This window comes from Methanobrevibacter sp. (assembly GCF_017447225.1).
Classification (GTDB): domain Archaea; phylum Methanobacteriota; class Methanobacteria; order Methanobacteriales; family Methanobacteriaceae; genus Methanocatella.
In genome coordinates this window covers 22370-34395 of the sequence record NZ_JAFSNZ010000082.1, presented here as the reverse complement: position 1 = coordinate 34395, position 12026 = coordinate 22370, and the positions used below count along the sequence as shown (strand labels likewise).

General features: G+C 34.0%; 17 protein-coding genes. 12 read left to right on the top strand and 5 right to left on the bottom strand.

What is annotated here, in order from left to right; translation table 11 throughout:
- Positions 1-360: 360 nt before the first annotated feature.
- Positions 361-1536: an argininosuccinate synthase gene (locus tag IJQ68_RS08280; RefSeq protein WP_292799111.1), complete on the bottom strand. Its 1176-nt coding sequence runs from the start codon at positions 1534-1536 to the stop codon at positions 361-363.
- A gap of 271 nt (positions 1537-1807) precedes the next feature.
- Positions 1808-3733 (bottom strand): IGHMBP2 family helicase, encoded by a 1926-nt coding sequence (locus tag IJQ68_RS08275; RefSeq protein WP_292799109.1) that lies wholly within the window; start codon positions 3731-3733, stop codon positions 1808-1810.
- 47 nt (positions 3734-3780) lie between these two features.
- Here IJQ68_RS08275 and IJQ68_RS08270 point away from each other — a divergent pair, with 47 nt between their 5' ends.
- Both IJQ68_RS08270 and IJQ68_RS08265 read left to right on the top strand, forming a co-directional pair.
- The gene (locus tag IJQ68_RS08270; protein WP_292799107.1) at positions 3781-4521 is read left to right on the top strand and encodes a succinylglutamate desuccinylase/aspartoacylase family protein; all 741 of its coding nucleotides are present in this window, start codon (positions 3781-3783) and stop codon (positions 4519-4521) included.
- Positions 4522-4616: 95 nt separating this feature from the next.
- Positions 4617-5315: a metal-dependent hydrolase gene (locus IJQ68_RS08265; RefSeq protein WP_292799105.1), complete on the top strand. Its 699-nt coding sequence runs from the start codon at positions 4617-4619 to the stop codon at positions 5313-5315.
- On the opposite strand, the gene IJQ68_RS08260 is transcribed toward IJQ68_RS08265, so the two are convergent.
- The 3 genes from IJQ68_RS08260 to IJQ68_RS08250 form a co-directional block, all read right to left on the bottom strand.
- Positions 5308-6273: an arsenic resistance protein gene (locus IJQ68_RS08260; RefSeq protein WP_292799103.1), complete on the bottom strand. Its 966-nt coding sequence runs from the start codon at positions 6271-6273 to the stop codon at positions 5308-5310. The genes IJQ68_RS08265 and IJQ68_RS08260 overlap by 8 nt on opposite strands.
- 55 nt (positions 6274-6328) lie before the next feature.
- Positions 6329-6649: a hypothetical protein gene (locus IJQ68_RS08255; RefSeq protein ID WP_292799101.1), complete on the bottom strand. Its 321-nt coding sequence runs from the start codon at positions 6647-6649 to the stop codon at positions 6329-6331.
- 313 nt (positions 6650-6962) lie between these two features.
- Entirely contained in the window at positions 6963-7178 is a 216-nt protein-coding gene (locus tag IJQ68_RS08250) for a hypothetical protein (RefSeq protein WP_292799099.1), read from the bottom strand.
- Between the two features lie 399 nt (positions 7179-7577).
- Between IJQ68_RS08250 and IJQ68_RS08245 the strand changes: the two genes are divergently transcribed.
- Genes IJQ68_RS08245 through IJQ68_RS08200 form a run of 10 tightly spaced genes read left to right on the top strand, consistent with a single transcriptional unit; the run spans position 7578 to position 12025 of the window.
- On the top strand, positions 7578-7892 hold the full coding sequence (locus IJQ68_RS08245; protein WP_292799097.1) for a Na+/H+ antiporter subunit E: 315 nt from the start codon (positions 7578-7580) through the stop codon (positions 7890-7892).
- A gap of 54 nt (positions 7893-7946) precedes the next feature.
- Positions 7947-8210, top strand: a complete 264-nt coding sequence (locus tag IJQ68_RS08240; protein WP_292799095.1) for a monovalent cation/H+ antiporter complex subunit F — start codon at positions 7947-7949, stop codon at positions 8208-8210.
- Positions 8210-8638 carry a cation:proton antiporter gene (locus tag IJQ68_RS08235; RefSeq protein ID WP_292799093.1) on the top strand — a complete coding sequence of 143 codons (429 nt, stop codon included), beginning with the start codon at positions 8210-8212 and terminating at the stop codon, positions 8636-8638. The genes IJQ68_RS08240 and IJQ68_RS08235 overlap by 1 nt, the downstream gene beginning before the upstream one ends.
- A gap of 2 nt (positions 8639-8640) precedes the next feature.
- Positions 8641-8874: a DUF4040 domain-containing protein gene (locus IJQ68_RS08230; RefSeq protein ID WP_292799091.1), complete on the top strand. Its 234-nt coding sequence runs from the start codon at positions 8641-8643 to the stop codon at positions 8872-8874.
- Positions 8874-9260, top strand: a complete 387-nt coding sequence (locus tag IJQ68_RS08225) for a cation:proton antiporter subunit C (RefSeq protein ID WP_292799089.1) — start codon at positions 8874-8876, stop codon at positions 9258-9260. The genes IJQ68_RS08230 and IJQ68_RS08225 overlap by 1 nt, the downstream gene beginning before the upstream one ends.
- Entirely contained in the window at positions 9253-10710 is a 1458-nt protein-coding gene (gene ehbF / locus IJQ68_RS08220) for an energy conserving hydrogenase EhbF (RefSeq protein WP_292799087.1), read from the top strand. Before IJQ68_RS08225 ends, ehbF begins: the two co-directional genes overlap by 8 nt.
- Entirely contained in the window at positions 10707-11042 is a 336-nt protein-coding gene (locus tag IJQ68_RS08215; protein ID WP_292799086.1) for a hydrogenase, read from the top strand. Before ehbF ends, IJQ68_RS08215 begins: the two co-directional genes overlap by 4 nt.
- On the top strand, positions 11035-11310 hold the full coding sequence (locus tag IJQ68_RS08210) for an EhbH (RefSeq protein WP_292799084.1): 276 nt from the start codon (positions 11035-11037) through the stop codon (positions 11308-11310). Before IJQ68_RS08215 ends, IJQ68_RS08210 begins: the two co-directional genes overlap by 8 nt.
- Positions 11307-11777 (top strand): MnhB domain-containing protein, encoded by a 471-nt coding sequence (locus tag IJQ68_RS08205; protein WP_292799082.1) that lies wholly within the window; start codon positions 11307-11309, stop codon positions 11775-11777. The genes IJQ68_RS08210 and IJQ68_RS08205 overlap by 4 nt, the downstream gene beginning before the upstream one ends.
- A complete protein-coding gene (locus tag IJQ68_RS08200; RefSeq protein ID WP_292799080.1) occupies positions 11774-12025 on the top strand; it encodes an energy-converting hydrogenase B subunit J in 252 nt (83 codons plus the stop codon). The genes IJQ68_RS08205 and IJQ68_RS08200 overlap by 4 nt, the downstream gene beginning before the upstream one ends.
- Position 12026 lies beyond the last annotated feature (1 nt).

Here is a 12026-nt window from a genome sequence, read left to right as displayed (position 1 = left end):
TATTAATTATATTATAAACAATTTGAAAATAAACAAATATGAAAAAAAAATCCAAATTTACATACTATTAAGTCTATATTAAACATTAATAATAATAATATATTTAATTATAGATATAAATTTCCATACTATTAAGTCTATTTTAAACCAGCAACCTTATCAGCATCCTCATTCTCTACAGTCACATAATTTCCATACTATTAAGTCTATTTTAAACTTTCTCACCTATCATAATCTTAAACCTCCAACATCCATTTCCATACTATTAAGTCTATTTTAAACTCTCATCATTAATCATACTCTTTTAATGTTTTTTAAAATTTACTGAATAATAAAAAAGAGTTTAAGATAGCTTTGAAGCTATCTGTTTAATTTCTGATAATTTGCAGCTTGTAAACCGTGGTATTTAATCATACCTTCAACTTCTCTTTGATCGGTTTCCTTATCTTCGAAAGTGATTTGTTCGATGCTGTGTAAGCTGAAAGGTGATTTTCTTACTAACGGTTGAATTGAGCCTTTAAAGAGTTTCATTGTGACTTCACCGCTGACTCTTTGCTGCATGTTGTCGATAGCCTGGTCTAAGTCTTCTCTTAAAGGTTCTTGCCATAGTGCTCTGTATACCAAGTCAGCATATAATGTGGACATGTATTCTGCAAATCTTAACTCGTCAGTGGTAAGTACGAGCTCTTCAAGTGCCTGGTGAGCTGCAATTAAGAGTTTTGCTCCCGGAACTTCGTAGTTTTCCCTACTTTTGAGTCCGATCATCCTATTTTCAATGGTGTCAACTCTTCCAATACCGTTGTCACCGGCAATTTGATTTGCTTTTCTGATTAATTCGATTAACGGCATCATTTCACCGTCAATAGCTACAGGAATACCTTCTTCGAATTCGATTGTAACTTTTTGAGGTTCATCGTTAGCGTCTTTCCAGGATTTGGTCCATTCGTAAATGTCTTCAGGAGGTTCGTTTGCAGGATCTTCAAGGTTTCCTCCTTCAATGGATCTTCCCCAGATGTTTTCATCAATACTGTAGATTTTATCGTAATTTAATTTGATGCCTTTTTCTTCAGCGTATGCTTGCTCTTCAGTTCTGGTTAAGTTTAATTCTCTGATTGGAGCGATTATATCTAAATCTGACATTGCAAGAATTACTGCTTCGAATCTGAATTGGTCGTTTCCTTTTCCGGTACATCCGTGTGCAATTGCGGTAGCTCCTTCTTTTTCAGCAACTTCAATGATTTTTTGAGCTATTAATGGTCTTGCAAGTGCAGTACTTAAAGGATATCCTTCGTATTCAGCGTTTGCTTTTATTCCTCTTGCAATATATTCGTTTGCAAATTCTTCTTTAGCGTCAATTGTGTAGTGTTTTCCAGTTCCAATTTTTGCAGCCATGCTTTCTGCTTTAGCCATTTCTTCTTCGCCTTGTCCTACATCTACACAAGCGGTTATTACTTCAACATCATATTTTTCTTCTAATAATTTAACACATACGGAGGTGTCTAATCCTCCACTAAATGCTAAAACTACTTTATCCATTTAATCACCAAAATAATTTTATAAAAATGAATTCATTATTTAATTTTGTTTTTAATAGTATATAATTATTATATGTGGTTATTTCAAAAAAAGTAATTGACAGAAGAGTACTCTTAATCGGGAGTTATAATTGAGGTTGAAAAGTTATATGGGCTTTTGAAAAATTAAACACCCAATTAAGAGCAGAGTTTGAAAGTGTTTTAATTGTGAGTGCACATTTCGCTCTCTACTTTATATTTAGATTTTCATAATATATAAAGTTTAGGTATACCTAAATTATAACTCTCAAGTTTTTGTCTTCAACAAAATCAATCAAGCGTTCATATGTTGCATTTGATTTCAACGTTTCACTGTTGCCTATAATTATCAGTTTTCTTTTAGCACGGGTTATTGCAACATTAAGCCTTCTTAAATCCTTTAAAAATCCAATATGTCCATATTCATTGCTTCTAACTGTTGAAATTATAATGATTTCTTTTTCACGGCCCTGAAAACCGTCAACAGTCTTGACTTCAATATCTGTCTTTTCTGATATTATTTTTACCTGATCAGCATATGGGCTAATTATTCCAATGTCTTCTGGTGAAATTCCGGATTTGATGTAGTCATTAGCTACCTTCAGGGCAATTCTGGCCTCGATATGATTCACAATAGACTTTGAATCCTTGAGATGCTTTTCATGATTTTTTTCCAAGTCACAAGTGTCTATAAACAATAATGCATCATCGTCTTCAACATCCGAAATATCCTTTAAGGTAATGTCGTTAACGCTTGAATCACTTTTCAGGTTGTTGTTATAGAATTCATGGTTCGGAAACTCCATAAGTGTCTTGTTCATACGGTACTGAACATTCAGAAGCTGTGACTTGTGAGGATATTTCTCAATCAGTGATTCAAACAGCGTATCCTGCAAATCACCTGCCCTGTCGCTGATTATGGTTGGCGGAAGTTGCTTGTGGTCTCCTGCAAGAATGAATCTGCGGGCCTTGGCTATCGGAATCAGAACACTTGGAATTGTTGCCTGTGATGCCTCATCAACTATCACCACATCGAATTTTGTGTCTTTAATGCTGTCAAGTGCAGCTGATGAGTTGGTGGATAGTATCACATCGCTTGTTTCAATAATATCCTTGATCATCTTGTTTTCCACTCTTTTAATCTCATCATGAAGTTCATCGATTTCTAAATTGTAATCAAGCCAGTTTGCCATGGACTTCATTTTCTCGGCACTTATTCCACGCCCTCCCTTTCCCTTGGAGGCATGATATAATATGTCATGGTCGCTAAATCCTCTTCTGTATTGTGGAGTTGGCTTTGTAAAGCTGCTTCTTTTTTCAATTAAATTATCGATTTTTTTATGGATTCTTTTTATCTTATCGTTAAGGGAGTGTTTTTCAACTTTATAGGCTAATGTGTAGGTAATATTGTCTTTGGATACCCTTTGCGGATGGCCCAATCTGGTTATCTTCGGTTTCTTATTGAGAACAAGCCTTTCAACAATGTTGTCCACTGCAGCATTGCTTTCAGCGGTTGTGAGAACTTTCCTGTGCTGTCTTACTTCCTGGGATATCAATTCGACTAATGTCCTTGTCTTCCCTGTTCCGAAAGGACCGTGAACTAAAAAGAAATTTTGTGTAGTTAAACAGTTTTTAACCGCTAATTTTTGTGATTCGTTTAAATGCTGGTCAATATAGTCGATATAAACATTGTCTCTGCTTGGCTGGGGGTCTCTTTTGTTCAGGGAATATTCCAATGCATTTTTACCCCTTAAGCTTAAATGCTTCAGATTATCCTCCATTCGTCTGAATGTAATGTCATTGGCATATAAGTCTAGACGCACCTTTTTTTTCAGTGCCCATTTGGGAACCCTTCCGTCAAAGGCAACTTTTACAAATCTGGCTCCTTTTTCAGTTACGGTACCTGTCAGGTCGCTTCGCAGTGGATTTCCTGTACTTACAAGAATCATGTCTCCAACACTGATTTCAGTGTCTATGATTTCAGGTCTTCCGAACTGTACAATGTTTAAGCCCAGTTCCTTTCCAATATATTTGCCTTTAACCTTATTGATGGCTCTTCCAAGTTCTTCCCTTTTTTGGCCTGACATCTTTTCTATTTCAGAAACCATCAGTTCGATTTCAGCTTCGCGCTCATAATTGACAAGTTTAATTAATTTTTTAATATATTTTTTCAATTTCATCCCAACAAGTAAAAATGTTAAATAAGACTTTGATTTAATAAATTAATATGGATTTCGATGCTGTGGATAATTTTGAAAATGTGGAAATGACATATGTTTCTTTTCTCTCAAGGGGCTATATTTCCAGAAACAAGAATATTTTTGAAGAAATCAGATTGACTGATTTTTCCAGATTCGTTTTATATTCCTGTGTTTACGGAACCCCAATTTTTAAAATGGGAAATAAAGGTAAAAAAATTCTTATTTTATCCGGTATCCATGGAAACGAATTACCTCCACAATTAGCTAATTTAACATTATTGAATGAGTTAATCGACAAAAAAATAAACAACACTATTTATTTTATCCCTTTTGCCAGTCCAAAATCTACAATGAACAATGAAAGAACATTCAATTCACTAGATTTAAATAGGGCAGCACATATCACTAATTCATTAAGCAACCAAATTGTTCGCTCCATTGAAGAGCTGAAAATAGATTTTGTCGGTGATTTTCACTCAACAGCATATAACAGCAATCCCGGTTGTGAATCGGTGTTTTCATCAAAAAACCCGTCTCCCGAAAGCTTTTTGATAGCACGCTACATTTCCCAAAATGTCGGAAGTGAAATAATCACATATGATATTGCAGGCTCACAGTATAAAGGAGCCGTTGAGGATGTGTGCAATCTGAGAGGAACTCCTGCGGTTACATGTGAAGTATTGTCTCCATTTGCTTCAATCGGAAAAGGAAGTTTTGAAAAGTCTTTAGAGCAGATGAAAAGTTTTTTAGCTTATTTTGGATTTTGAATTACTGTTCAAATGCTCTCGGATAAACTAGATATATTTATATTTATTTAAATATTAATGAAATCCATTAGGATTTTTGTAAGTAAGGTGATAACATGTCTTCTTATAAGGGTCATTCTCTGTTTGCATTAATATTGGCATTGATGTTTTCTTTTAATCCTCTGATAATTGCTTTGGCCGTCATTGGTGCAAACATTCCAGACTTTGATCATAAATTCAGGAAAGAGAATGTTTATAAGATGATTATTTTAGGTTTATTGGTATTCATATCATTATATGTCCTAAAATTGCCTTATTTTATAGGACTGATAATAGTATTTCTCGGTGTAACCTTTTATTTCTCAGAACACAGAAGTTTTACACATTCTATCCCTGGAACTATAATATTGGCTTCTGCAGTTTCTCTAATATTAATATGGGGGTGGGATTTGATAATTAATGTAACAGTCCTCCCGAATAACTACTTAATCGCAATACTGATAGCTCTTTTAAGCTTTCTATTCCTTAATAAAAGGTTACTTCCTATATTCATCCCATTATTTTTCATTTCTGTAGTGTTTTTACGGGCATTTGAAATAACTTATATTCAGATAGTCCTGTCTTTGTTTTTAGGACTGTTTTCTCATGTTGTTCTTGATGCAACGACTCCTGCAGGCGTCAAACTATTCGCTCCTGTCTCTTCAAAAAAATATTATAGAAACTTTGCAATCGGAGCAATATTCATTTTAATAATTTTGGCTTTGATTTGCAGAATCCCAATGCTATTTACACTTTTTGAAAGCTTTATCAGTTGATTCTGCATGTAAAAAAGAGTCCTGAATTTTTTATCATCAATGCAAATCTTGAAACGAGATATAGGACAGGCAGCTCTATCAGCGGTCCGATAACAAGCGCGATAGCTATCAGTTCATGTCCGGGAAATGAGTTAATTGCAATGGCCAGTGCCAATGGTGAATTTCGAGCCAGTGTGGTCATGGTAAGGCTTGCATATTCCTCGTATGTGAAGTTGATTTTTTCAGATAAAAGTAAGTCTATAATAGTGTTCGCTGCAAAAAATGCAAGCAATGGAGGAAATATTGTTAAAACTGATTCCAGATTTTCAAACAATAGCTCTCCATTACTGTTAAATATTGCAAAAACTGCTAATGCTAAAAAGACGATCTGATATTCACTAAAAAATCCGGTTACTTTTTCTTTCAAGTTATTTTTTAAGATAATTTTAGTTATCTGCGCTAATGCAAACGGTATCACAATCACTATCAGCAATGAATATCCAAGATCAATGTAGTTCATTGAATTGTTGCTTGAGAAAAATATTATTAAATATATGGGAAGTAAAATAATCTGCAAGATTAGGTTTATAGGAAGTAGTGATATGCTTAAGTTCAGGTCTCCTTTAGCCATTTTGGTAAATACCAAATACCAGTCAGTGCAAGGTGTCAATATTAACATGAAAAATCCGATGAATATATCGATATTGCCATTTAAAAATATGTCTCCTAACAAATAACCAAATAGCGGTGTCCATATAAAATTAATGATTAGGCTTGTGGATGTGAATTTGATATTTTTAAAGCTTTTTTTCAGGTCTTTAAGAGGAACCTCTAAAAATAATCCGTATAGCATCAGGCACAGGAATAAGTTAATCAGATTTCCGGTATTACTGGCCAGCAAATCTATTCTGCTTAAGATTAGTCCTATGAATATGGCTAATATTAAAATTATCGGTTCCATCTTTTCTATCAAATCCATCCAATCACCATTTTTAGGTATAACTAAATTTGTTTTTCCAGATATATAGATTTACTTATTTTGGCCTCACAATAAATACTGGAGAAACGGGTTTGTTGTATGTTTCAGTCAATGCTCTCCAGAAAGGTACTAGTTCTTCAAGTTCCTTTTCATCAAGGATGTGATCAGTTAGTCTTATATCAATAATCACTTCCTCTTTACTGTCTTCATATATTCCGTCAAACAGCTCATTTTTTCCATCGCAATCAAGGTCTTTTGAATCACCAATCTTTCTCAAATCGGTGCCTTCATTTTCTTCAGGGAGCAATGCTTCAACAATCTCTTTTTCATCTACCTTATTTTTCAATGATTTTATTATTTTTTCATGAGGTTCCATATTTTTCACCTTTTCATTGGGTTGTGTTTTTTCATCTATTTTACTCATATATAAGTGTTATAGGTTATTTCAATAGATTTTAACCTCTTTAAAGCAATATTGACCTCATATGGGAAGTTTTTTATTTCATAATTTTGGGGATGAAAATCATTTCTTTTTGAAAAATAGGATATTAAATCGATTTTGAATTTTTAGTGATGAAACTGTAATTTTTAGAATTTGAATTTTTCGCCAGTCTCATTTCATTAAATATTCCCGTTATTTTGGAATATTGCTTTCATGATGTAATTAAAAAAAGAAAAAAAATAATGGCTTATTGGGCCATTTGATATGCGTCATATGCTACATATAAGTCATATATCAGGCCTATTATCCATACAATCCAATTATTGAAGATAAATCCTGCAACAATTCCGATAATCACTGCGATTACAAAAAAGATAATACCTTTTTTAATGTCACCAGCAATAGCCTGTCCTAATCCTGGAATGAAGAAGGATAAAATTGCAGCAAGTATAGCATTTACCACTAATCACCTCATTTATTCAATTATGTATTTTTTTAACTTTAATTGTTTATAAACTTTTGTAAAAATCATTAACATTGTTCATATTTATTATTCGTCTTTATTGAAACAATTTAAGGAATTTTCATATATTTTAATTTGTCATGATAACTTTTTCATTTATTTTTTTCATTATTTTAATCAAAACCTTTTTAAATCAGATATTATGTGATTTATCTTTCTTAAATTTGATTTTACAAAATTTAATTTAATTAGATTAATTTTTTCAATTTTTCATTGTCAATGTTATAAATTTTTTTTATCAAAAGCATACATTTATAATAAATAATCATGATAAATAATAATGTATGTTTATATAGTCAAGATTTTGACTTAAAATTTAATTGAAATGGAGCTTGTTTAATGTTTTTGACTAGAATTGGTTATGGAATTATTTATTTCTTAGACCTTATTTACGAAATTATTAAATCAACCGTTGACGTTGTTTTTAATAAGATTATGAGAAGAGATATTAATCCTGTAGTTATAGACGTTGAAACAGTATTGAAAAGACCTGTTTCACAGACAATTTTAGCAAATAGTATTTCTTTAACTCCAGGAACTTTATCTGTAGATTTAGATTCTGAAAATCAAATTATTAAAGTAGCTGCTATTTCTCCAAGAAGTAAAGAGGATATAATTCCTTTTGAAAAGTATATTAAGAAAATGTTAGAGTAGATTTATTTGTTAAATAACTTTTCTTTTTATTTAAATTAATCGAGTGGGATAGTAATGGACATATTGATTATTTCAAAATATATTTTGATTATTGCATTCATGATAATGATGATTGCAGCTCTAAGGGCAAGCGCATACAAAACCACATCAATGGGATTGCTTGGAAGTTCCGTTGTTGTTGTAGCTTTTGCTATGGCTTTACTTGTTTGTGGAGAAATGTATAATCTCACTTTTTATAGGGATATATCATTAGCTTTAATATTCTTTGGATTTGTAGGTACTGTTGCTTTTGCTGTTGTTGCCGGGGGCGATAAGTAATGATTGTTGAGTATATACAGTCAGCCCTTCTGATAATTGCGGCATTTCTGGTAATTGTATCTGCTGTCGGTCTTTTAAGTCTTTCTAAAGATATGAAAAATGCGGTTTATGGTAGAATCCATATTGTAGGTATATTCGATATCGCCTGTATTATTGCAATGATTGGTTTAGGCCAATATCTGCTTGCAGGAATATACTTCATTATAGCACCATTTACAGCTCATGCAATAGCTAATGCCTTTTATAAAGGTGAGGATGTTGAGAATAACGCTAAATTAGGTGAAATTGAAGAAGATGATGTAGACGATTCAAATCCGTTTATCGTACCTAGATCTAAAGTTCAGGAATTGGAAAATGAGGATTCCGAAAAGCTCAAAACTGATGATCGTTTCACAATTTCAACCTTGGATATTGTTGAGGAGGAGTAAAGATGTTGGATATAATATTGATGATTATAATTATTGTAAGTGCCATCCTTGCTCTAATTCAAAAGGATTTATTGAAGGCAGCAATATTAACAGGTTTTTCCGGTGGGGCTCTTGCAGTATTGTTCCAAATTCTGCTTGCTCCTGATGTTGCATTAACTCAGGCTATTGTTGGTGCGGCAATCGTGCCGGTATTCATAGCATTGGCTGTTAAGAAAACTCAAAGGGGTGATGCATAATGGCTGAAACTCAATTGGCAGTATTGTTTACATCAATTGCTCTTGTTGTCATTGGTCTTTATGCAGCAATCTTTGTAGATAATATTATCAAAAAAATCATTGGTATCAGCTTTATAGAAGAGGGAGCCAATCTGTTCATTGTAGGAATTGGTTATAAAGCTGGAGGAATAGTTCCAATCTTATTGCCGGATATGGATCCGACATGGTTTGCGTCAAACGCATCATATCCGCTTCCATACGGTTTGGTACTTACCAGTATCGTAATTGGAGCTTCCACATTAGCAGTTATGCTTGCTTTAGTAATGGTTCTATACAGAAAATACGGAACATTAAGTACTAGTGTAATGCTTGCTGACACATCCAAACAGGAGGAATACGATGAATGAATTAATTCCTTTGATGGTTATTGTACCTATGATGGCGGCATTGCTCATCAGTGCTTTTTCAAAATTCGACAAAGTTATCAGGATATTTGCATTTGTTGTTGCTATATGTTTGCCTATCATCCCGTTGGCATCAAATTACGGTCTCCATTTCTTCGGAGGTTATCAGCCGATTGTGGATAATGTTACAAATATTGTTTATCATCCGGCAATCACATATTCATTCAGCTTCCTGCAGCAGATATTCATTGCAGTAATTGGAATATTGACATTTTTAGTGGTCTTCATTTACCTGACCAAATATAAAAAGGTCTCAGGACCATATTTGTTCCTGCTATTCATGGGTACGGCTTCAGTAACTGCACTGATATTGACAGATGATATTTTCCACATGTTTGTGTTCTTTGAAATATTGGCGCTTGCACAGGTCGGTATAGTGGCGGCTTCATCAATTGACTACAGTTATGAAATGGCTTTGAAATATATGATTTTAGGTTCAATCGGAAGTCCTATAATGCTTCTGGGAATAGGATTCCTTTTAGCAATGACAGGTACCGTTAACGTTACAGATATTGTAGCCATTATCCGTGGAGGACTATTGGATATAACTTCTCCCGTGTTCCTGTTATCACTTGGATTGATATTTTTCGGATGGTTATATGCTTCAGGTTTACCTCCGTTCCACACTATCAAATCCGGAATCTATTCCAAGGCAGAACCTCATGGAGCAGCTTTACTCCAGTCATTCACAGTTATTTCAATGATTTCAATTGTTATCATAATGTTCAGAATATACTCAGTTCTTCCGATATTCGAAGTTCTCATAGTCCTGTTCTCTGTTATTGCAATGATTTTAGGCGTATCTCTTGCACTGACCCAGACAGACTTCAGACGTATGATCGGATTTTTAGCTGTGGGAGAGCTAGGTTTCATAGGATTAGGTATCGGTCTTGGAACACAGTTTGCTATAACAGCAGGTCTGTTCCAGGCTTTAAACGAAATAGTTATTACTGCATTATTATTCATTGGTTTCGGAGCTATTGTAAATGCTACTAATGAAGTGGATACACGTAAATTGGGAGGTCTTTTGGCTTATCACCCTAAAGTTGGAATAATGCTTCTCATTGGCGGTTTAGCTATGGCCGGTGTACCTCCATTAAGCGGTTTTCAATCAAAATTAATGCTTGTTCAGGCTTCTTTAAGTTGTGGTTATCCCGAATTGTCCATTTTAACTATTATGGTCAGTATTGCAACCTTTGTAGTATTTGTAAAAACATTCTACTCTATGTTTTTAAGACCTAAACCACATGATTTGGAAGTTGTTGACAAGGACGTTCCAAGGGCAATGGTATTTGCAATGGCAGTTTTATTGTTAATAATTATCGCATTCGGTTTATTCCCGGATATTGTAACTAATGGAATTTCCAGTTATGTAGGAGGCATGTTGCAATGAAACTTTATGATCAAATATTTTATGTTGTAAAAAAGTTTAAAGAATTGTTCTCTCCAGGTCCTGTAACTAATGCGGATGTTTCCGGAAGCATTACTGCTGAAATATTTCTCATTGTTTCATTGGTTATCGCTTCTTTATTGCTTAGACATGTCAGCATATTGCTTGCAGGGTTGGTTACATTCATTCTTGCTATAGTGTTAATCAGCAATATACCTCTCATTCCTAAGTTCAAAATAGAACAGGAAGATTCATTGGAAAAAATGTTGTTCTATGCAATCATTGTTTTAGGTCTGATTGTAGTATTCTTATATTGGGGTGGTACTCTTGTCTAACACTATTAGAAATTTATTCGCAGCTGTTATGACTGCAATACTTTCAGTTACATTATTTGATGCAGTTTACCATGTAAGCAGCATGATTACTCCAGGTGTAAGCAACATTTATAACGCATTAGGAACTCAAATAGCACCAAATATGGTAACGGCAGTTATTTTTGATTTCAGAGGCTATGATACATTAGGAGAATCAATCATACTGTTAACTGCAGGACTTGTAGTTTTACTTGTATTTGGTAGAGGAAGATTAGGGGGCAAACCATGAGTCAAATTCTTAAATTAATATCTTTACCAATTTCAATCTTGCTGATTTGTTTAGGTATAATGACTATTCTTGGAGGTCACATAACTCCTGGGGGAGGTTTCCAAGGTGGAGCAATGATTGCCTCTGGGGTTATCCTGTCCATTCTCGTTTACGGATTAGGCAATTCTCCATTGGAATTTTCACATACCTACATTGACATATTTGAATCTATCGGTGCGTTAGGATATATTATTTTAGGTCTTGTCGGATTATTTGCAGGAGGATTCTTCCTGTATAATGTCGGAGCAGACATATTCAATATTGTTCCGGCTTCAATCCAGACAATATTCCATTATCCTGATTCCACTAATGCAGGTATTATTCCTTACCTGAATATTTTCGTAGGTTTAAAAGTATTCGTAGGATTAAGCGCTATTGTAATCGCATTCGCAGGATTTAAAAAATTAGTAGAGGAGGAAGCAGAATGATTTCTTTAGGACCAATAATATTCGGTTTGCTGCTGGGCATAATCATCGGGTCTCAAATCAGAACCGGAAATATGGATGACACTTCATTTAAGGCCTCCTCATATGTAATCATTATTATAGCTGGACTCGTTATGGCATGGCAATTGGGGGAATTCCCATTTTATGATTATTTCCCATTGTCCACCGCTTTTGCTTCAGCTTTAATTGGTGTTCTGTTGTCTAAATTCATATTTGCAAGGAGTAGCTAAA

What these genes read in the sequence shown, in the direction of transcription:
- IJQ68_RS08275 (WP_292799109.1), bottom strand. Translation starts at nt 3,733, where the DNA reads ATGAAATTGAAAAAATATATTAAAAAATTAATTAAACTTGTCAATTAT.
- IJQ68_RS08260 (WP_292799103.1), bottom strand. Translation starts at nt 6,273, where the DNA reads ATGGATTTGATAGAAAAGATGGAACCGATAATTTTAATATTAGCCATA.
- ehbF (WP_292799087.1), top strand. Translation starts at nt 9,253, where the DNA reads ATGAATGAATTAATTCCTTTGATGGTTATTGTACCTATGATGGCGGCA.
- IJQ68_RS08270 (WP_292799107.1), top strand. Translation starts at nt 3,781, where the DNA reads ATGGATTTCGATGCTGTGGATAATTTTGAAAATGTGGAAATGACATAT.
- IJQ68_RS08235 (WP_292799093.1), top strand. Translation starts at nt 8,210, where the DNA reads ATGATTGTTGAGTATATACAGTCAGCCCTTCTGATAATTGCGGCATTT.
- IJQ68_RS08245 (WP_292799097.1), top strand. Translation starts at nt 7,578, where the DNA reads ATGTTTTTGACTAGAATTGGTTATGGAATTATTTATTTCTTAGACCTT.
- IJQ68_RS08200 (WP_292799080.1), top strand. Translation starts at nt 11,774, where the DNA reads ATGATTTCTTTAGGACCAATAATATTCGGTTTGCTGCTGGGCATAATC.
- IJQ68_RS08240 (WP_292799095.1), top strand. Translation starts at nt 7,947, where the DNA reads ATGGACATATTGATTATTTCAAAATATATTTTGATTATTGCATTCATG.
- IJQ68_RS08225 (WP_292799089.1), top strand. Translation starts at nt 8,874, where the DNA reads ATGGCTGAAACTCAATTGGCAGTATTGTTTACATCAATTGCTCTTGTT.
- IJQ68_RS08205 (WP_292799082.1), top strand. Translation starts at nt 11,307, where the DNA reads ATGAGTCAAATTCTTAAATTAATATCTTTACCAATTTCAATCTTGCTG.
- IJQ68_RS08230 (WP_292799091.1), top strand. Translation starts at nt 8,641, where the DNA reads ATGTTGGATATAATATTGATGATTATAATTATTGTAAGTGCCATCCTT.
- IJQ68_RS08255 (WP_292799101.1), bottom strand. Translation starts at nt 6,649, where the DNA reads ATGGAACCTCATGAAAAAATAATAAAATCATTGAAAAATAAGGTAGAT.
- IJQ68_RS08215 (WP_292799086.1), top strand. Translation starts at nt 10,707, where the DNA reads ATGAAACTTTATGATCAAATATTTTATGTTGTAAAAAAGTTTAAAGAA.
- IJQ68_RS08265 (WP_292799105.1), top strand. Translation starts at nt 4,617, where the DNA reads ATGTCTTCTTATAAGGGTCATTCTCTGTTTGCATTAATATTGGCATTG.
- IJQ68_RS08280 (WP_292799111.1), bottom strand. Translation starts at nt 1,536, where the DNA reads ATGGATAAAGTAGTTTTAGCATTTAGTGGAGGATTAGACACCTCCGTA.